A 20,280-nucleotide genomic window follows, 5' to 3' on the forward strand; every position below is an offset into this window, starting at 1 on the left:
TTTTAATTAAGTCAAATTTATTTTTAAAAAATTTTCAAAATTTATTTCAAAATCTTTAACTATTTTTATTAAACTTTAATTAAAAATTAGTTATAAATATATAATGCAATAAAAAACAAATTATGTCAAATTTTTATCATTATTTTTTAGTTAAAATAACTTCAAATATTGATATTTCAAATCGCTTTCGCTTAACAGCTAATCATGTATATAATTATACCCTTAAATACAACAAAGTCAAATTTTTTTTAATATTTTTTAAACTTATCCATTTTATCGATCTAAAGCTAATATTGACAACAAATTAAAGATAAAAACCTAAAAAATTATGAAATTAAATGAATATTTAGTTAGAAATGGTCTAACATAATAAAATTTAAAGCAAAAGTCTAAAAAATCACTAAATATCTTATAAAATTTTATCAAAATCACAATATATTTTACCATTAAGCAATTTTTTTATATCGTTTAAATTTTTTTAGTTACAATTTTGTATTAATATATTATAATAAGATTATAATCAAAAATAAAAAACTTAAATCAAATAGGGGTTATATGGATAACAATACTCAAAAAGCGTTTTTAGAGCAGATTTTAAATAGTAATGCTAATGCTAAAAACAATACTAAATCAAACAAAGCAAAAGCCAATACCTACGGAATCAACACCCCTTTAGGGACCGTAATAGTAATAGCAGATATAAAGCATGCTTATTTTTTGGCATTTAAAGATCAAGAGAACATCGAAAACAAAATTAAGATGCTTATAAAAAAAACAAACTTTACTATTACCGTAGAAAAAAATAGTATAATAAGTTTGATAGAAGAAGAATTAAACCAATATTTCAAAGGCAAACTAACTAAGTTCACCACTCCTATATATATGATAGGATCTAACTTTCAAAAACAGGTTTGGGCTGCTCTTTTAAAAACTTCTTATGGGCAAACCCAATCTTACTTAGAAATTGCCAACTCTCTTAATTTACCTCAGCATTCAAGAGCTGTGGCTAAAGCAAACGCAAGCAATTTATTATCGATAATTATACCTTGTCATCGAATTATTAATAATAACAATAAGTTAGGAGGATATTCTGGAGGAATAGAACGCAAAAAATACTTAATTGAGACAGAAAAAGAAATCGTAGCTAAAAACTATTTATAAACATTAAGATATTTATTAAAAAGCTCCTGCAATGACAAAAGAGTTTCATCAAGATTATCATTTATAAACTTATAATCAAAAATGGGCTCTAATAATTCCATCTCCATCTCTTTTTTTGCAAGGCCTAATCTATAATTAATGCTTTCTATTGAATCTTGAGCTCTAAACATTAATCTTTTTCTTAATTCCTCTATACTTTTAGGCTCAAGCCAAATAAGAATAGCATCTTCAATCTTATGCTTGATGCTTTTAGCACCCGCGCGATCAAGAATAACTATATAAGATTGACCATTTTTTAGAGCCTTAACAATATAATTAGGAAATCCATAATAAGCTAGATAGGATTGACTATACTCTAAAAAAAAACCTTGCTCAATCTTTTTAATAAATTCTTCTTTAGATAAAAAATGATAATCAATACCATCAATTTCATTAACTCTAGGAACTTTAGTAGTATAGGTAACAACACGCTTTAAGTTAATATTCTGAAAAATCTCAACCAGCTCATTAGATAAAGTGGTTTTTCCGCTACCTGAAGGACCAGAAATAACAAATAACTTTCCTAACATGACACAACTCAATTATGACTATTTAAATAAAATTTAGAAACAAAACTATTACGATGATATACTACTAGACCGTCACTATCAATAGCTGCTTTATGAGCTTTTGTACCGTAACCTTTATTATTAGACAATTTATATCCTGGCAAAAAACCATCAACGCGACACATTAAACTGTCTCTTGTTACTTTAGCAATAATAGAAGCTGCTGCTATTGAAGAAGAAAGCCTCTCTCCATAACTAAAATGTAAAACAGGAATATCAACAGTATCTAAAATCAGAGGCATATGATCTACCAATATTAAGTCAGGCGAATTAGGACAAGAAGCAAGCAGTTGAAATAATGCTCTTTTCATGGCATAAAGAGTAGCATTATGAATATTAACTTGGTCTATTAATCTGTGATGAATAATACCAACGGAGAATATGCTATTTTTCAAAAGCCATTGATAAACTTTAAAACGTTGTTCAGGAGTCAGTTCTTTAGAATCTTTAAGATATTGATGCTCAACATAAGGATTTAAGATAGCTGCAGCTGCGACAACAGGTCCTGCTAAACAACTTCTTCCTACTTCATCTAATCCACAAATTAATTTATTTTCAGCCCAAGCCTTCTTTTCATAATATAAAGGCTCAAAATCAGACTTACGTTTTATAGTTACCATTTATTTAATTGTTTTTATATTTAACATTAACCTATCTTAATAATAATAACTTAAAAAATAAATTTATCAAAAGCGATATAATAAAAAAACTGTTATAATTTATATTAAAATAATATTAATAAATTTATAAATAAATGGAATAAGATATGCTTATAGATGAATTAAGAGAAAAAATAAAAAGTTCAGAACCAGATATAAATGTAATAAAATCTTGGTGGAAAAACTCTAATCTAGAAAAACAACTAGAAGATTTAGAAAAATTAAGCAATCAAGAAGAATTTTGGCAAAACCCAAACCAACCCGATATACTCAAAGAATTAAATAGAATAAAACAACAAAAGGAAGCTTATTTACAAGCAACAAAATTATATGATGAGTTCCAGGAGTTAATAGAACTATTTGAAAATGAAGAGGATGAATTAATTAAACTAAAAGATGATATATACAAATGGGCCCGAGAAATTTCTAGATTAAAATTAAATGTTTTATTAACAGAAGAGGAAGACAGCTCAAACTGCTTTTTAAGCATAAACTCAGGCGCAGGAGGAACAGAGTCTCAAGATTGGGCTGAAATTCTCTTAAGAATGTATGTAAGATTTTGTGAAAGAGAAAATTTCACTTCAAGCATCTTAGATTATCAAGCAGGCGAAGGAGCAGGAATAAAATCAGCAACAATATTTATTAAAAGCAAAAATGCCTATGGGTTATTAAAAAATGAACAAGGGGTTCATCGATTAGTCCGAATCTCTCCATTTGATGCAAATAAAAGAAGACATACTTCTTTTGCTGGAGTAAATGTTACACCTGAAGTAAAAAAAGCAAATATAGAAATAGATCCCAATGATCTAAAAATAGATACTTACAGGGCCGGTGGCGCTGGAGGACAGCACGTTAACAAAACAGAATCTGCAGTTAGAATTACACATTTAAAAAGTGGAATAGTAGTACAATGCCAAAATGAAAGATCTCAAGTACAAAATAAAGAAATTGCAATGAAAATGCTTATGGCAAAACTTATACAAAAACAAAAAGAAGAAGAGAAATCAAAAGAACTGGCAATTGAGAAGAAAAAAATAGAATGGGGATCACAAATAAGATCATATATACTACATCCTTATAAATTAGTAAAAGATCATAGAACCGAATTAGAAAATCCACAACCAGAATTAGTACTTGATGGCGATATAATGGATTTCATAGAATCAAATTTAATTAAAGAAAAAACAAAATAATACAAAAGGCACAATATGCAAATCGAATTTTTGGTTTCTTTTATAGTTTATTTATTAACTATATTGATAATAGGCATAGTATCTTCAAAAAAAAATCAAAGTAACAATTTACCAAGCAACTCTAAAGATTCTAATTCTAATGACTTTATATTAGGCTCTCGCTCTTCAAATTGGTTACTAACAGCCCTTTCTGCTCACGCAGCTGATATGAGCGATTGGCTTTTTATGGGATTACCTGGTGCAATTTATACTAATGGGGCACTTGAAATATGGATACCTATAGGCCTTTTATTTGGAATGTTCTTATCATGGCACTTTATAGCAGCTAAATTAAGAATCGAATCTGAAAAATATAATGCCAATACTTTGGCCTCATATTTTCAAAATAGATTTAATGACAGATCAGGTATTATTGTAAGCATATCTGCTTTAATATCATTTTTTTTCTTTACTATATATCTTTCAGTAGGGATAAAAGGCATAGGATATGTCCTTAAATCAGCATTCAACTTTAACTACTACTTCTCAACCTTACTTGCTGTTATTATAGTTGTTATTTATACCCTTATAGGGGGCTTTGTATCAGTTGCTTATATAGATTTATTTCAAGGAATATTTTTATTACTAATGTTAATGCTCGTACCTATTTATGCTTTTATAAAGCTTGGAAATATAAGCTGCATAATGAAAGCAGCAAAAATAAAAAATATTTCTTTATCTCTAATACCTAGCAAGTACGAATCTACTATTAAAAATCTAGCATTTATAGTTCTGAACCCTTTTTCCTGGTGCTTAGGATATTTTGGCATGCCTCATATATTAACCAAATTTATGGCAGCAAAAAATCCTCAAGACATGAATAAATCAAAATATTTCGGTTTAACGTGGCAATTGTTAGCAACCTCATCAGCTGTTGCCGTTGGCCTGATTGGCCTTTGTTATTTTCAAGCAGTACCTAACAAACCAGAGTTTATATTTATAGAAATGACAAAATGCTTATTTACTCCTTGGCTAGCAGGAATTGTTCTTTGTGCTATTTTAGCAGCAACTATATCTACTGTAGATTCCCAACTTTTAGTAATTGCAAGCATCATAGCACAAGATTTTTATAAAAACTTAATTAATAAAAACGCTACAGAAAAACAAGTCTATAATATATATCAAATATCACTTATAATCTCGGCATTAATAGGATTAATTATTGCTTGGCAGGAAAATAATTCAATAATGTCTTTAGTAAAATATGCCTGGTCAGGGCTAGGATCATCATTTGGACCTGCATTAGTATTATCTCTTTATTCCAAAAAAATTAATAAATGGGGTATTATTGCTTCTATAATAATAGGATGCTCAACATCCATGATTTGGCCTTTAATTAATAAATATATAACTAATATTGAAATTTATTCTATAGCACCAGCATTTATTTTGAGCATTATAGCTTGCTATATTGTCTCTTTTATTACAAAAAACTATAAATAAATATGTAAAGAGATCTCAGTAAATTGAGATCTCTTATCTAATAAAATTATAAATCCAAAAATTTGATCTTAAGAAAGAGCACAGGAAGATGGCTTTAAAAGCTTATCCTTTGTAGACAAATTTAAAGCGGTATAACCATTATTATCTTTAATACTAATATCCGCATATGCTTTAAGAAGTATATCAACTATATTTTTGCATTCCTTTTTAGTAGCCCACATTAATGCGGTTAACCCTTTGCTATCTTGTAGGTTCACATTAGCATTATATAAAATAAGCAAATTAACTATTTTTATATTCTTAGATCTAACAGATTCTATTAATAAAGTAGAACTATCATTTGTTTTTTTAGAAAAATAAGAAAAATCACAACGCTGAATCGGTATATCAACATTAGCACCACTTTTAAGTAACATCTCGATTATTTCATAGCAATTATTTTTCACAGATGAATATAAAGCTTTTTTTACAGCAAGATATAAGGCTGTTACTCCATCAGAATCTTGCATATTGACATCAGCACCAGCATTGATAAGCATCTCTATGATATCTTTTTCACCATAAATAACAGCTAACATTAAGGGCGTATACCCTATTTTTAACCTTTGACATCCATAACAAGATCGTATGCTACGCTGAAAATTAACATTAGCTCCTGAATCAATAAGTAGTTTAATCCTTTGGTGATACATTTTTTTATTAGACTTTAGAATAACTTTAGAAATACTTAAAATAGCTCTGATTAAAGCAGTATTACCAAATTCATCAGGAATGTTACAGTTAACCTTATAAGAAAGTAACGTTTTAATTATATCTTCATCCCCTTGAGCTTCGGCAAATATTAAAGTATTGCCATGCTCATCATTAGGATTAGCACCTAAATCAAGCAAAATTTGGATCAACTTATTATATCCTTCTTTTACTGCTAGCATTAAAGCGGTTCTTCCATGTTCATTTTGAACATCAATATCAGCCCCTGCCAATATTAAGCAAATAGCCTTTTTTAAACTTTCTTTATCTATCTGGTAAAACCATATTTTTTCATCTCTATCACCTCTGTCTAGCATACTATAACTTGTTATATATTTATCACTAAAGAACAGATCTTGATCTAAATTCAATATTTCATATAATTCTGAATTAACAGAAAACTTAGCATATTGTAACTTTATTTGATCTTTTAAATAATTAAATCTTGCTATTTTTAATCGTTTAATAATTTCTATAAAGTATTTTTTATTATAAAGAATAAGTCTATTAAAACTCATACAAATCAAACGCATGTTTTCTAATTCTTTCTTTATACATTCTTTTAAACAACGCTTATTAAGAGGAATATTAACAAAAAATAAATTTATATGCCTATTATATTCATCTATAAGAACTTCATCAAAATTCATAAAAATATCATTCCAATATTTCATATAATCTGATAATTTTGATTCAAAAGCATTTAACAGAATTATTAATAAAACTTCCTCAGGCATATCATCTATTGATAAATATAATGGTCTGTAATTTTGAGATACACTTAATTCCATAGAAACAATATTATTAAATAATATCATAAATATAAAAAGGACCTGATTTAATCTATTTTTCATTATATCCCCTAATAATAAAACTTAAACTACTAATTAAAGACAATAGAAACAAGCAAAAACTCAAGATATTAATTTATAAATATCGATTACTTCATTTGCAAATTGCAAATATATCGCTATAATTGTTTATATATCTATAATTTTAAATTAACAAAAGGATGCGAGTATGAAAATAAACAGTTTTTTTTATAAATTTTTATTAACTTCCTTTATAACGTTAATAACACCAACTTTAATAACTATGCAAAATAGCAATAATCATTATGAAGAAGCATCTGTACTTTTAATAACAAGTTGGCCATCTAAGCCTAATACAAAATATGCTTTATTAGGAAGAGAAAATTATGGCTCCTCTAAGGGCGAATGGGATAATTTTGGTGGAGATAAAGAACTAATCGACAATAACAGGCCTTTAAACACAGCAACTAGAGAACTACAAGAAGAAACAATATACTTATTAGGCAATGACTCTAAAATAGAAAGCAAGCTCAAGAAAAGCAAAAAATTAGTTAATAATGACAAAAAAAGCGTTACTTATATTACTTATTTTGATCATAAAGATCTTGAAAACCTCACAAATAATTTTTACACAGCTCGTAATTCAACACAAAAATCAAAAAATAAAGAAAAAAATGCTCTTGCATGGGTAAAATACGAAGATCTTAAAAAGGTAATTAACAATGCAAAACGAGATGCTACAGGCAAACTTATTACACCTATAACTATACCTGCAAATCTTATTGATTCAAATAATCCTAGTTTTAAGCACCAAAAAAATACTGTTCTTGTATTACGTCCATTCTTTGTTAGCAAACTTCAAGGATTAATCTAAAAAAATTCAAATTAAAAAAATATAAAAGTTTAAAGTTATAAAGCTCATAATCAAATTTAATGAGCTTTATAATAAAAATCCTTTAAATTTTAAACAAAGTTTTAAAAAATATAAATAAGGAATTTGTAGTAAAAGCTCCAGAGCATAATGGATAATATCTTTCTTTATTTTTAAAAAAACAAGCAATAAAACCACCTAAAATTAACATAATAGCTGCGTTAGTAGGCATTAGAATACCAGCTAAAAGTAAAGCAGAATTGATTCCTAAAAAATTAAATCCTAAACCAAAAAAACATCCCAAGAATAATACTTTTAAATCAAAATTTTCCATACTCAAATTAATAAGCATAGCTCTTGATCGAGCTCTAGCTACATTTAAACATGAGGATTCACCTAACCCAAAAGTCGAAATTAACAACCAAAATACTAAACCTATTGATAAAGAACTAATTAAAAGGCCCATCCAATTAAAAAAAACCATTTCCTTTTGATCTATTGAAGCATTACAAGCAAGCTTACGACTAAACATCGAATCACAGGCAACTCCAGAAGCAATTTCGGCAAAAGCTACAACTAAAGTTGTTTGAACTGAATCAAAACCAAAAATTAATAATCCAGGTATCATAATCAATGTAGCATAGCGACCTAAAGGAGCTATAGAAATTTTACCTGCAATAATCAACAATTGATGAATAGACAAAAAGGTAAATATAATAATATAAACTTGTGATAATAAAGAAAATTCGAAATAACTGAAAAAAACACAATTCAAAATTAGAATTGAAACAAACTCTATTAAATTAAAATTTTTCCTAACGTTTAACTTATAAGGCTTATAATAATCAAACTTTAAAAATGCCAACACGATAAACTTATATAAACCACATATAATACTAAACAATAAAATTCCTGTCACAAAAGTATTTAAAAATTCATTAAAATTTACCAACAAAACAGAATCTAAATTTAAATATTTTACAATTTCAGGATAAATACCATATAGAGGAACTATAATAAGATATTTAAAGATAAGTCCAAAAAAAACAGAACTAACAATAGGCCCAACTATAAAACCAGTGCATAAAAAAATAGGCAATAAATCAAAATCCAATTCAATAGGTGGGAAATTCAAAATATTAAAAATATATCCCTTAAAGATTAACATCTTTTTTGGAAAAAATTTTAAAGTTTGAAGTATAAAAAATACAAAAATTGAAATTGACCCTGATAAAAAAAGAATTATATTATATAGTATATTATTTCCATAGATCATGCTATAAACAATATCTCCTATTGCAAATTTCAATCTTTCTTCCAATATTAAACTATTATAAAAAAGATTTGTGCCCATTAGACCTAAGCTTCCTGCTGACAATGTTAAAAATCCTATATAAAAACAAAACATCCAAGGATTTGCAAACCATAAATTAAAAACTTTAGAATCTATAAAATATAATACAGGCATCGAAAATCCCACGGCTGTTGCTATAATCCCTGATATACCGGAACAAGCAGTTATAAGACTTATAGATTTATTATTATATTTATCAAACTTATTGAAATTGAATAATCTAAATAAAATTATACTCAATAAAACAGTAGAAATTTCAATCCAAGGACCAAGCGAAGTAGTCATAGAAATATAAGCCATTATATATTGCGATAAAATAGATAATATTAAACTAAGCAATAATTCTAAAAATATTCTATAAAGAAACATAATAATCTTTGATTTTAGATTTTAATTGACAATTTAATAATTATAAATAAATAATCGTTTTTGTCAAAATCATTAAAAAATCATTTTTTTAAAAATAAAAAAAAAAAAAATTTTTAAAATTTAATTTAATAAAAATAATATACTCAAAATTACGATTCATAACCACTTATAGTAATATTAACAAATCCGTTTTATTTTTCCAGTTATAAAAATTTTTAATAAAACATTGATTTTTTATTTTTTAATATGACATAATTTAAATTGTATAAGCGCTATACAGAAGTAAAAAATATTAACCAAAAAAAGGGGATATAAATGAAGAAACAATTACTATTCGCTCTTTTATTCAGCGTATCAGCAGTAGCTGTTACCAATGCATTCTTCGGTCGCAGCTGCCATCGTGGGTGCCAACCTACTTATGAGCAACCAACTGCTTCTTTTGAATCAGTAGCATCATATGAACAACCTGCAACTCCACCAGTTTGTACAAAAACTGTAAAAGTTCCTAAAACTATATTAGTTGATAAAGTAGTTCAAGTTCCTGCTCGCAGAATTGAAATACCTCAACCTGATATAATTGAACGTATACCACAAGCTCCAAGAAAGATCTGTATCAAACAGCCACCTATACCTCAACCTGATATCATCAAATATGAACCAGTACCAGACAGAATAGTATGCCGCAAACAGCCAAATCTTGTTAGATATGAATGTCCAGTAGGCACACAAGAAGGTAATGGTTGCAATACTTGCAACTAAAACAATACCGTTTTGGGAATTAAGAATATGCCTCAACTTTAAGTTGAGGCATTTTATCTTAACAAATAAATTACTATAAATTAGTGGATTCAGACATATCGCCTGACAAAAAATGCATATGTACATGAAATATAGCTTGCCCTGCTTGAACTCCATTGTTGATAACTAATCTAAAATTCTTAGCATTATCAAATTTATCAGAAAGAAATTTTGCCATTAATAACATTTGAGAGCCAAGCTCAAAGTCTCTATGTTCAAAAGAAACTATATCTTTAATATGTTTTTTAGGAATAATCAAGAGATGCAAAGATGCCTTTGGCGCAATATCTTTAATTACAATAACATTTTCTGATTCTACAACGATGTCACTAGGAATTGTCTTATTAATAATCTTACAAAATATACAATCATTCATTTAAAATCCTTTACTCTATTATAAATTTTGAATAATTATAATTATAAAAAACAAATTTAGCCATAGAAAAGAGATTAATGGTGCCGAGGGTCGGACTTGAACCGACATGATGTTGCCATCGCGGGATTTTGAGTCCCGTGCGTCTGCCATTTCGCCACCTCGGCTTACAAATCTTGAGGAATAATTGTGGAATTTAATGGAGGAGAGAGAGGGATTCGAACCCTCGATCCCGATCACTCGAGATAACGGTTTTCAAGACCGTCGCTTTAGACCGCTCAGCCATCTCTCCATACTTAGATATAAGCTAAAGTAGCTTAATAAGTATCATATATATATTTTAAATAAAAATCAACTGTCATGCAAATAATTGGTGCGCCTAAGAGGAGTCGAACCCCTAACCTTCAGATCCGTAGTCTGACGCTCTATCCAGTTGAGCTATAGGCGCCGATTAAATAGATTTTAATGGTGGAGAGAGAGGGATTCGAACCCTCGCGTCCCAGTTATGAGACTCTTGCTTAGCAGGCAAGCGCTTTAGGCCACTCAGCCATCTCTCCATAATATATCTATATTATAGTTTAGATGATTTAGAACTTTATGCAAGTTTTATTTTTTATAAACTAAAGTTAAACTATCTCTATAAAAAATTAGATACACCACTTGAAAAAACAATTTTTTAAAAATATATTTAGTAAAACATTTTAACTAAATATAATATTCAAGGCAATAAAATGCATAAAAAAATATTTTTTACATTACAACTCTTATTTGCTTTAAACTTCAATATCATAATTTCTCAAGATAATTCAGAAGATATAGAATCAGTATCAGAAAGAGTAAATCAACTAAACTCAAAAATAGATTCAAACAACTCTAAATTAAAATACTTAGAACAGAACTTAAATCAAATAAAATATATAAACATAAGTTCCCGATTACAAAAGCTAGAAACGGATGTCGAAAAATTAAACAAAATCTATGAACTAAAAAAGAAAATAACAGATCTACAATATACAAAAAAAATAAATAAAATAGTAGAAAGCACTCCATGGATCTTATTAGGAATAACAAAAGATTCATCTGAAATAGAAGCAAAAACAGCATTTATAAATAAGTTAGATTCTTCCAATTTAAACTTTGAAACTCTTAAAAATAGCTATAAAAATTTCTTAAAAAGAAATAACTCTGAAGAAAATTTCGAATCTAAATTTGAAGATAATATAAATCAAATATTAAAAGAAAGAAAGGATTTACAACAAAAACAGGCCCTCATTATTGAAAAAGAAAATATAATGAAATCTATACTTTCTAACATAATATTTGAATCCCTAATCATAATAAATGAAGCAAATAAAATTAATGCTCTTTCAAATAAAAATAGATTATATAGAGAATTGTCAGCCATGTCTAATATAGCTATAAATTCTTTATATTCTGGAGTCAAGTTACTCTCAATTATTAAATCTACTCTAGATTTTAAAAAACCTAATAGCAGACTTGAAAAATCTACAAAATTATTAGGTTTTACTAATAGCATTTCCAATATTATAATTGCTTTAAAAGATTTAAGAATTCTTAAAGATACACATCTTGATTATCGTTATATGTATTGCGATGAAACAAAATTAGCACACTATATTTGGATTGCTATCAATAAATTAACTCCCTATATTTTATTTGCAAAAGCAAGAAATACTAATGATAATATAGATTTACTTGAAGTATTTGAAAAACCTAATAAACTAACTCAAAAATCAATAGATGAATTTAATTTTGCAAGCGAGTTGGCAAATACTTCAGAAAATATTCGTAAATATTTAATATCATAAACAAATAGATTATGTCAGTAATAATAGCAATTAAAGTCACTCCTAAATCTAAATGCTCTAAAATCTTATTAGATAAATCTGGTAGATTATGCATTCATTTAACAAGTGTTCCAGAAAATGGAAAGGCTAACTATGAATTAATCAAATTATTATCAAAATTAATCAAAGTTCCTCAATCAAATATAGAGATTGTTTCAGGATTAACTTCAAGATTAAAAAAAATAAAAATTACAGGATTCTTGACCCAAGAAGAAGTACTCAATAAATTAAATCTTAGTGTTCAAAATAAATTATTTTAAAATAAAATAACTTTATGCCATATTTTTTTTGGTCCGGGATAAATTTGAACGGTGAAAGTATAAGCGGAAAACTTTTTGCCAGATCTATTCAAGATCTTGACCGATATTTATTTAATCAAGAAATAGCATTATTAAATGCCAAAGAATACAAAATACATTTTATTTTAGCATTTTCATTATCTAATATCGATGAAAATAAATTTATAGAACATATTTCTATTTTATTAAATGCAGGCATACATCTACATAAAGCTCTTGAAATAGTATCTAAAACAATAAAGAATAAGTACTATAAAATCATAATAAATGATATAAAGAGATACGTATATGAAGGCGAAAAATTATCTTATGCATTAGAGGTACATAAAAATCATTTTAATATTTTAACCAGATCTATAATATATTCTGGAGAAATATCTTCTAATTTAAATTTGGCCTTTAATCAACTTGTTAAACATAACAAAATTATGAATGAATTTAAGAAAAAACTGAAATCAACTCTTTTAATCCCAATTATTACTCTAATTTTATTTATAATTATATTCTTTGGTTTACTAATTCTTATTATTCCTCGTTTTGAAGCATTTTTTAACTCGATAGATAAAAATGCTCTTTCAAAATCAACAAAACTTATACTAAAATTAAGCAAATTAATTAGATCTAAAAAGGTTTTATATATATCAACGGGCTTACTAACAATACTTATAATTCTAAAGAACATAAACATAGAAATGATCAAAATCTATAAATATAAAATATTATTAAATATTCCAGTAATTTCTAATTTTTTATTCCTAATTTATACTGCAAGATTTCTACAAAAATTAGATTTACTTTTAACCTCAGGATTGCATATTACCAAATCAATAGAAGTTATTATAGAAAGTACACAAAATTTAACATTAAGAGATGAAATTAAAAAGATATTAAACAAAATGAATTCAGGACATAATCTGAGTTTATCAATATCCCAAAGTCAAATATTTAATTCAGAAGAATTATTTGCATTAATAAAAGTAGGAGAATCATCAGGAAATTTAATTTTTTCAATCAATCAAGCGTCTGAAATATATCAGAATAAAGTCTATAACAATATAAATAAATTTATTTTTTTAGTCCAACCCTTAATATTAATAATATTAGGCTTATTAATCTCGGGCTTAATTATCTCTATATATGTACCATTAATCAACTTATCTTCTGCAATACATTAACCAAAAATAAATAGATAAATAAAAAAGTTTTAGATATAATAATATTATTATGAATGAACTTGTATTTTTTCTATATATATTAATAATAAGTAGCAGTTTATTAATTTCTCTTAAAATTTCTAAAGAAGCCTTAATTAGTATAATATGCCTACAAGCAATATTAGTAAATTTATTTGTAACTAAAGAAATACCAATATTTGGCTTATTAGCAACAGCTTCTGATGCAATTGCAGTGGGAATAACATTAGGACTTAACTTACTTCAAGAGTATTTTGGTAAAATCGAAGCACAAAAAACGATTTGGATTAGCTTCTTTTGCGCTATATTTTACTCAATAGTAAGCAAATTACATGTTCTTTATATTCCTGCTAATGAAAATATATCTGTTTCGAACTGCTTTGATATAATATTAAATTCGACATTAAGATTAATTATGGCTTCATTAATTGTTTATATAATAGTTCAAAATATAGACTGCCAGCTTTATAGTTACTTAAATAAAAAATTTAAAAATCGCTATTTTATATTAAGAAATTATGGATCTACTTTTATTACACAATTTCTTGATACTTTGCTTTTTAGTTTTCTTGGCCTTTATAAACTAAATTCAAATTTTAGCTCGATAAACACAATTGTTCAAATTATAATTGTAAGCTATACTATTAAACTAATAGTTATCTTTATAGCAACACCTTATCTCGCTTTATCAAAAAAAATAATAAATATATCAAAAACATAATACTAATAAATTAAATATGAATTACTTTAAATTCGAAGTTATTGCCAAATCTAAAAAATCAAGAGCAAGAGTTGGAAGAATATTCACTCCTCACGGAATAATAAATACCCCAAATTTTGTACCAGTTGCAACTAATGGCACCCTAAAACTTATCGATAGTATAACAACAAGTAATATAGGTGTAGAACTTATGTTTTGCAATACCTATCACTTAATGGTACATCCAGGAACTGAAACTGTAAGACAAGCAGGAGGCCTTCATAAGTTTATCAATAGGCCTCATCCCATAATAACAGATTCAGGAGGCTTTCAAGTATTCAGTCTAGCATATGGAACTGTAAAAGAAGAACTTAAAAGTAAAGGTATCAAAAAACATACTGAAGCAGTAGTTAAGATATCAGAAGAAGGCGTTTTATTTAGATCTTATAAGGACGGTAGCAAAATTATGCTTACACCTGAGACATCCATTCAAGCTCAAAAAGATTTAGGAGCTGATATCATAATACCATTTGATGAATTGCCGCCTTATCATATAGATCAAAGTAAACTGCAAAAATCTCTTGACCGAACTCATCGTTGGGAAGAAAGATCTTTAAAGCAACATCTTAAAGATAAAAATAATCAAGCTATATATGCAGTTGTTCATGGTGGAATTGACAAAAATTTAAGAAAGAAAAGTTGTGAATTTTTAACCAATTTACCATTTGATGGTTATGCAATTGGAGGTAGTATTGGTAAAAATAGATCAGAAATGCTTGAGCTTATTAATTACACTATGCCTATGCTTCCTGAAGATAAACCAAATCATCTTTTAGGTATCGGAGACTTAGAATCTATTGACGCTTGCGTTAGATTAGGTATTGATACATTTGATAGCTCTCATCCAACAAGATGCGCTCGCCATGGTCAAATTTTTACATCAGAAGGTACAGTAAAAATCCTGCAAAATAAATATAAACTTAAATTTGAACCTTTAGACGCTGATTGCATATGTTATACCTGCCAGAATTATACATCTGCGTATATACATCATCTTTTTAAAGCAAGAGAAATGACCGGACTTGCATTGGCATCAATACACAATACTCATTATATGATTAAATTAATGTCAAACTATAGAAACTTGATATTAAACGAAGTTATTTAAATCATGAAATATATAACTTCGCTTATAAATACTGAAATAAAATCAATTGTTAAACTTCATAATGCTAAAGAACGAAGAGAAACAAATAAGTGCATATTCCAGGGTATTAGAACTATAGAGACAGCTTTAGAGTCTGGGTTAAAATTAGACAAAATTTACATAACTCAAGATAATCTAAAAAATACAATAAATTTATTTAATAAATTTAATTTAAGTGAAAAGCTAATAAGAATAGTTTCAGATCATATAATTAACAAAATAAGCACATTAAAAACCAATCCTGGGTTGGTTGCTATATTTTACAATAAAAAGTTCGATATTAATAAATTAAATGAAGGTCTAGTCCTTGCTCAAATAATGGACCCAGGCAATATGGGCACACTGATAAGAACAGCAGCTTCATGTAATATCAAATCCATAGCAATAGTGGAGGGAACAGACCCTTGGTCTACAAAAGTCATTCAAGCAAGTGCTGGGACAATCGCTTTAGTTAATATATTTGAGTTAAGCTGGTCAGAGCTATTAGAAATTAAAGAAAAAAATAAACTAAAATTATATGCTCTAGTTCCTCAAAATGGTTATTCTATTGATAGTATAAAAAAAGATAATGCTTTATTAGTAGTAGGAAATGAAGGAAATGGATTGCCAAATCAATGGATAGAAGATTGTGATAGACCTATCACTTTAAAAATGCCAGGCAACACTGAAAGTCTTAATGCTGCTGTTGCAGGTTCTATTGCCTTATATTTAACTTTCTGTAAAAACATATAAAAAGAAGAGAGATTTTTAAAAGATTCTCTCTTCCTGATTATTAAAAGCTAATTGAAGTTCTTACTTGAACACCCCATTGCTCAAAAGCTGTATTGGAATGAGCAAACTCATACATACCAACAAAACCAAGCATAAGCGGCATACACCAAAACTCAGTATTATAAGATAAAGCACCATAAACAGTATGAGTCATTGCTTTAGGCATCGCTCCAGATGATAAATTTAAATCTGATGTGCTTAAAGGTACAAACATAGGATCACTAGGAGCTACATTACATCCAGCATTCACTACAGTTTGAGAGATATTAGCATTGCATGTAGCAGAAACTGGATTTCCTTGACAGTCCCCACTAATATCATATATTCCTACACATAAGCTTTGATTTTCACAATTAGCAAGACAAACTTTTTCAGCTTGATGCCAATACAAATCATAACCAACTTCAAAATGGTATTCACAACAGTTGTAATGTAAAGCTGTCCAAAAATCAACAGTATTTCGTGGAGTCGCTCTAACTCGTCTGGCAAAATAGTTAACTCCCGGTTCTGTCATAGAAGGCTGATCAGGAGATACTACTAATAAATACCTTGACCAAGGACCATTTTTACAAAGATCAAATAAACGTCTAGTACAATAAGAAAATTCATAACGATATTTCAAATCAGCCATCCAATGTAACGCTTGATTACCAAAATCATATACAGTATAATCACTATTAAATCCAACTCCAGCGCTACCAAAACGTGTGCCAACAAGTGGTTCAAAAATAAATAAATTTCGTGTTCTATGCCCAGTTGGTGCTGTTGCTACAAAATAAATACCAAAATGGTCTTGATTGCAAAAATAGTAATTCCACCCTAATTTAAATTGCACATCATCAACACCTGTTCTTACCATAGTATTAGGACAGAATCTACCAGCACACCACTCGCTATTATTTAATGCTTGAGTCGCGTTACATGCATTATCTAAAGTTCCAGTATTTTCAACACAACTTTCTTTAATACAAATATTTTGTTCAACACGCATAGCCGCAAATGCAATACTTAACCATGTACCACATAACCAAGTATTAAAATCAAAATAAAAGTTAAAAAAACCACCATCTACTTTTCTTCTAGGCGATAAACATACTCTTGAATCAAATTGTGTTCCATCAGCAGAAATAAGACCAAGCCATAAGGATCCTACATCCCCTGAACCATCTTCTCTTACACTTATACATCTTCTTCCATTTGGTAAAAAATAAGCAGCAAGTTCACATTCTTTTCTTGATCTTAAATGAAAGTAACTAGCTTGAATATCGAAAAATGCTTTATCTTCAGGACATTGAGCATTATGATAAAATTGATAGTTCCCTAAAGGCAAATCTAACATCGAATTTGTAGTTAAGAGTCTTGGTATAAATATAGTACGACTACTAGCATAATCATTACTGCACCCATAGCCGCATTCATTACTGCAATCAGTATTACAATTTGATTTATTTATATTTTCTGCCTCTGGAAATTCAGTACTTGATTGAGAAATATAAGCTTTGACATCTTTTATCAATATGATATTAAATATCATTAAAAATAATAAACTTTTTTTTAGATATTTTAATCTAACCATTTATCTATCTCCTGTAACCCACTTCAAATAATTAAACCTAATTCAAAAACTTACAATAAGATACATAACTCTATTATTATTTTCAAGCTAGATTTTTATAATTATTTTTTGATAAATTTTCAAAATATTGCTTAAATATATAGAAATATGATTAAAAAGCTATAAATGTAAATATAAGGGCCATGACAAATAAAAAAAAGCTATCTTTATTCTCCGTTATTCTAATAAACATAAACATTATGTTAGGATCAGGAATCTTTGTTAATACAGTACTATTATCAAAGCTAACGGGTTCTTTAAGTCCATTATCTTATATTATAGTAGGCATATTATTGCTACCGCTTATATTAGCAATAGTTAAATTATGGGGCTCTATAGATTCAGGAGCTACTTTTTATCATTTGGGGTTACCAATAAGTCCTTTTTTTGGATTTTTAAGTAGTTGGAGTTATTTCATTGGAAAAATAAGTACATTGGTATTAGGAATTCATGTCTGTTTTTCGCTTTTACAGCAAATTATTCCTGAACTTCAATCGATACCAATACTATTGCTTGATGCAATTACCATATTCATATTTACAATATTTAATCTCCTAAATTTAAGAACAGGTAGCACAATTCAATATGGCTTTATCATTTTTAAATTAGTACCAATAATTTTTACCATATTTTCTGGATTTTATTTATTTTCTAAAGCTAATTTTAACTCTGAATTACTAATACCTTCAGGAATACCTGCAAGTATAACATTAGTATTTTTTGCCTTTGCTGGATTTGAAGCAAGTTGTTCTCTTAGCCAATCTATTGAAAATCCAAAAAAGAATGGTCCTAAAGCTATATTAATTTCTTATATAATAGTAGTAATAATTGCTACATTATTTCAATTTATGTTATGTGGGAATTTAGGAAAAGAACTTTATAGTCTCACTAATGGATATTTAGAAGTTTTTCCAACACTAATAGCGAAACTTTCTAATTTTTTTCAAAATAATAAAATTAAACATATATCAATAGTACTTCTCAATTTAGGAATAGCAGCATCATCCTTAGGAGCTGCTTATGGGGTAATGTTCAGCAATAGCTGGAATCTTTATAATTTAGCACAAAGCAACCATCTATTTATGAGTAAAATTTTCACCTTACTTAATAAACATCATATTCCTTATGTTTGTATAATTACTGAAGGTTTAATCGCAATAATTTACTTATTAATAACACAAGCTCAACAGATTCCTCTACAACAAGTAGGTGCTCTAGGAGCAACCATTTCTTATACAATTAGTACTCTATCACTATTAATATTAAGCATAGATAAGAGGCAGAAAACTAACATTAAAATAGCTATATTTTCACTTATAAGCTGTTTAATACTATTAAGCGCATTCATATTTAATTTATCAGTTTATGGAATATCCAATTTGCTTATCTTATTCATATTTCTACAAATCATTGGATGTTATATGTTTTACAAAAAACATAAACTAGGTAATTTAGAAATTTATCAAGATTTATAATTTTTTGACCAAGTTTATTACTTAATTATAAATTATCAATTATACAAAATAAGTAGTATAGCATAATCAATATAACCCCTAAATATTGATAAAAATATTAATAAATACTAATCTGATATTAAGTTATTCAAATTTAGGGCTTTTGACATGAGCAAAAGCTCCTATTAAACTAGATTAGAAATATAATGTAATATTTAACGATAATTAACTGTTTTATTAAATCATTTAATTATTAATAATAAGGAATAAAAGCATGAAAAGAAATATTATAAATACATTAAAAATTAAAGCTCATTTTTTTATCTTAATAAGCTTACTTTCTTCTAATTTAACCACTAAAGCAACAAATGATACAGAGATTTCTAATGAACAACAACATAGAATATCTACTTTTATAGAAAATTTCCTAAACAAAGATATAGAGCCAGGAAAAACGTTTGAAGGTTGGTTAGAAGATTTAAAAAATTTACTTCAAGGTGCTCCTAATTTTCCACAATATTGCACTGCAATCGATAATATTAAAAAATCAAGAAATATTTATGAAGCAGGAAGAAATTTTGAAAAATTTCAAAATCTTATTCCTACAAGATTAAAACAAGATTTAGCAAAAAAATATAGCAAAGCTATAATCCTAAAAAATTTAACAGAAAGACTTAAAAGAAGAACTAAGTAATAAATTTTAATTTATTAAAAATCTTAATTTATACAATATCAACTGTATA

General features: G+C 27.4%; 19 protein-coding genes and 4 tRNA genes. 13 read left to right on the forward strand and 10 right to left on the reverse strand.

What is annotated here, in order from left to right:
• Positions 1-555: 555 nt before the first annotated feature.
• Positions 556-1,161: a methylated-DNA--[protein]-cysteine S-methyltransferase gene (locus BABL1_RS02315; RefSeq protein WP_023791867.1), complete on the forward strand. Its 606-nt coding sequence runs from the start codon at positions 556-558 to the stop codon at positions 1,159-1,161.
• Here the strand turns inward: BABL1_RS02315 and gmk are convergent.
• The gene (gene gmk / locus BABL1_RS02320) at positions 1,152-1,730 is read right to left on the reverse strand and encodes a guanylate kinase (RefSeq protein ID WP_023791870.1); all 579 of its coding nucleotides are present in this window, start codon (positions 1,728-1,730) and stop codon (positions 1,152-1,154) included. The two genes, BABL1_RS02315 and gmk, sit on opposite strands and share 10 nt — an antisense overlap.
• 8 nt (positions 1,731-1,738) lie before the next feature.
• Positions 1,739-2,389, reverse strand: a complete 651-nt coding sequence (locus BABL1_RS02325; protein WP_023791873.1) for a ribonuclease HII — start codon at positions 2,387-2,389, stop codon at positions 1,739-1,741.
• A 146-nt stretch (positions 2,390-2,535) separates the two neighbouring features.
• Here BABL1_RS02325 and prfB point away from each other — a divergent pair, with 146 nt between their 5' ends.
• Positions 2,536-3,621, forward strand: a complete 1,086-nt coding sequence (gene prfB / locus BABL1_RS02330; RefSeq protein ID WP_023791876.1) for a peptide chain release factor 2 — start codon at positions 2,536-2,538, stop codon at positions 3,619-3,621.
• Between the two features lie 15 nt (positions 3,622-3,636).
• Positions 3,637-5,103 (forward strand): sodium/proline symporter, encoded by a 1,467-nt coding sequence (locus tag BABL1_RS02335; protein ID WP_023791879.1) that lies wholly within the window; start codon positions 3,637-3,639, stop codon positions 5,101-5,103.
• A gap of 68 nt (positions 5,104-5,171) precedes the next feature.
• Here BABL1_RS02335 and BABL1_RS02340 read toward each other — a convergent pair whose 3' ends face one another.
• Positions 5,172-6,707, reverse strand: a complete 1,536-nt coding sequence (locus tag BABL1_RS02340) for an ankyrin repeat domain-containing protein (RefSeq protein ID WP_023791882.1) — start codon at positions 6,705-6,707, stop codon at positions 5,172-5,174.
• 166 nt (positions 6,708-6,873) lie between these two features.
• Here BABL1_RS02340 and BABL1_RS02345 point away from each other — a divergent pair, with 166 nt between their 5' ends.
• Complete coding sequence (locus tag BABL1_RS02345) at positions 6,874-7,539, forward strand: NUDIX domain-containing protein (protein WP_023791885.1); 666 nt, start codon at positions 6,874-6,876, stop codon at positions 7,537-7,539.
• Between the two features lie 82 nt (positions 7,540-7,621).
• Here BABL1_RS02345 and BABL1_RS02350 read toward each other — a convergent pair whose 3' ends face one another.
• On the reverse strand, positions 7,622-9,259 hold the full coding sequence (locus BABL1_RS02350; RefSeq protein WP_023791887.1) for a hypothetical protein: 1,638 nt from the start codon (positions 9,257-9,259) through the stop codon (positions 7,622-7,624).
• 315 nt (positions 9,260-9,574) lie between these two features.
• Here BABL1_RS02350 and BABL1_RS02355 point away from each other — a divergent pair, with 315 nt between their 5' ends.
• The gene (locus BABL1_RS02355) at positions 9,575-10,018 is read left to right on the forward strand and encodes a hypothetical protein (protein WP_023791889.1); all 444 of its coding nucleotides are present in this window, start codon (positions 9,575-9,577) and stop codon (positions 10,016-10,018) included.
• Positions 10,019-10,091: 73 nt separating this feature from the next.
• Here BABL1_RS02355 and BABL1_RS02360 read toward each other — a convergent pair whose 3' ends face one another.
• From BABL1_RS02360 to BABL1_RS02380, 5 genes are all read right to left on the reverse strand, one after another.
• A complete protein-coding gene (locus BABL1_RS02360) occupies positions 10,092-10,433 on the reverse strand; it encodes an HIT domain-containing protein (RefSeq protein ID WP_023791892.1) in 342 nt (113 codons plus the stop codon).
• Positions 10,434-10,511: 78 nt separating this feature from the next.
• A tRNA-Leu gene (locus BABL1_RS02365) sits at positions 10,512-10,597 on the reverse strand.
• Between the two features lie 33 nt (positions 10,598-10,630).
• Positions 10,631-10,722 (reverse strand) — tRNA-Ser (locus BABL1_RS02370).
• 79 nt (positions 10,723-10,801) lie between these two features.
• A tRNA-Arg gene (locus tag BABL1_RS02375) sits at positions 10,802-10,878 on the reverse strand.
• A gap of 18 nt (positions 10,879-10,896) precedes the next feature.
• A tRNA-Ser gene (locus BABL1_RS02380) sits at positions 10,897-10,987 on the reverse strand.
• Between the two features lie 174 nt (positions 10,988-11,161).
• Here BABL1_RS02380 and BABL1_RS02385 point away from each other — a divergent pair.
• From BABL1_RS02385 to BABL1_RS02410, 6 genes are read left to right on the forward strand one after another with little or no spacing between them, the layout of a single operon-like run.
• The gene (locus tag BABL1_RS02385; protein WP_023791896.1) at positions 11,162-12,259 is read left to right on the forward strand and encodes a coiled-coil domain-containing protein; all 1,098 of its coding nucleotides are present in this window, start codon (positions 11,162-11,164) and stop codon (positions 12,257-12,259) included.
• Between the two features lie 11 nt (positions 12,260-12,270).
• The gene (locus tag BABL1_RS02390; RefSeq protein ID WP_023791899.1) at positions 12,271-12,558 is read left to right on the forward strand and encodes a DUF167 domain-containing protein; all 288 of its coding nucleotides are present in this window, start codon (positions 12,271-12,273) and stop codon (positions 12,556-12,558) included.
• Positions 12,559-12,572: 14 nt separating this feature from the next.
• Positions 12,573-13,772, forward strand: a complete 1,200-nt coding sequence (locus BABL1_RS02395; RefSeq protein ID WP_023791902.1) for a type II secretion system F family protein — start codon at positions 12,573-12,575, stop codon at positions 13,770-13,772.
• 49 nt (positions 13,773-13,821) lie between these two features.
• Positions 13,822-14,511: a queuosine precursor transporter gene (locus BABL1_RS02400; protein ID WP_023791905.1), complete on the forward strand. Its 690-nt coding sequence runs from the start codon at positions 13,822-13,824 to the stop codon at positions 14,509-14,511.
• Between the two features lie 16 nt (positions 14,512-14,527).
• Positions 14,528-15,658, forward strand: a complete 1,131-nt coding sequence (gene tgt / locus BABL1_RS02405) for a tRNA guanosine(34) transglycosylase Tgt (protein WP_023791908.1) — start codon at positions 14,528-14,530, stop codon at positions 15,656-15,658.
• A 3-nt stretch (positions 15,659-15,661) separates the two neighbouring features.
• Positions 15,662-16,429 carry a TrmH family RNA methyltransferase gene (locus BABL1_RS02410; RefSeq protein ID WP_023791911.1) on the forward strand — a complete coding sequence of 256 codons (768 nt, stop codon included), beginning with the start codon at positions 15,662-15,664 and terminating at the stop codon, positions 16,427-16,429.
• 40 nt (positions 16,430-16,469) lie between these two features.
• Here the strand turns inward: BABL1_RS02410 and BABL1_RS02415 are convergent, their stop codons facing one another.
• Positions 16,470-18,044 carry a hypothetical protein gene (locus BABL1_RS02415; protein ID WP_023791913.1) on the reverse strand — a complete coding sequence of 525 codons (1,575 nt, stop codon included), beginning with the start codon at positions 18,042-18,044 and terminating at the stop codon, positions 16,470-16,472.
• Positions 18,045-18,226: 182 nt separating this feature from the next.
• On the opposite strand from BABL1_RS02415, the gene BABL1_RS02420 reads away from it, so the two are divergent.
• Positions 18,227-19,558 carry an APC family permease gene (locus BABL1_RS02420; protein ID WP_023791916.1) on the forward strand — a complete coding sequence of 444 codons (1,332 nt, stop codon included), beginning with the start codon at positions 18,227-18,229 and terminating at the stop codon, positions 19,556-19,558.
• Positions 19,559-19,811: 253 nt separating this feature from the next.
• The gene (locus tag BABL1_RS02425; protein ID WP_023791919.1) at positions 19,812-20,231 is read left to right on the forward strand and encodes a hypothetical protein; all 420 of its coding nucleotides are present in this window, start codon (positions 19,812-19,814) and stop codon (positions 20,229-20,231) included.
• Positions 20,232-20,280 lie beyond the last annotated feature (49 nt).

The organism is Candidatus Babela massiliensis (assembly GCF_000513475.1).
GTDB classification, from domain to species: domain Bacteria; phylum Babelota; class Babeliae; order Babelales; family Babelaceae; genus Babela; species Babela massiliensis.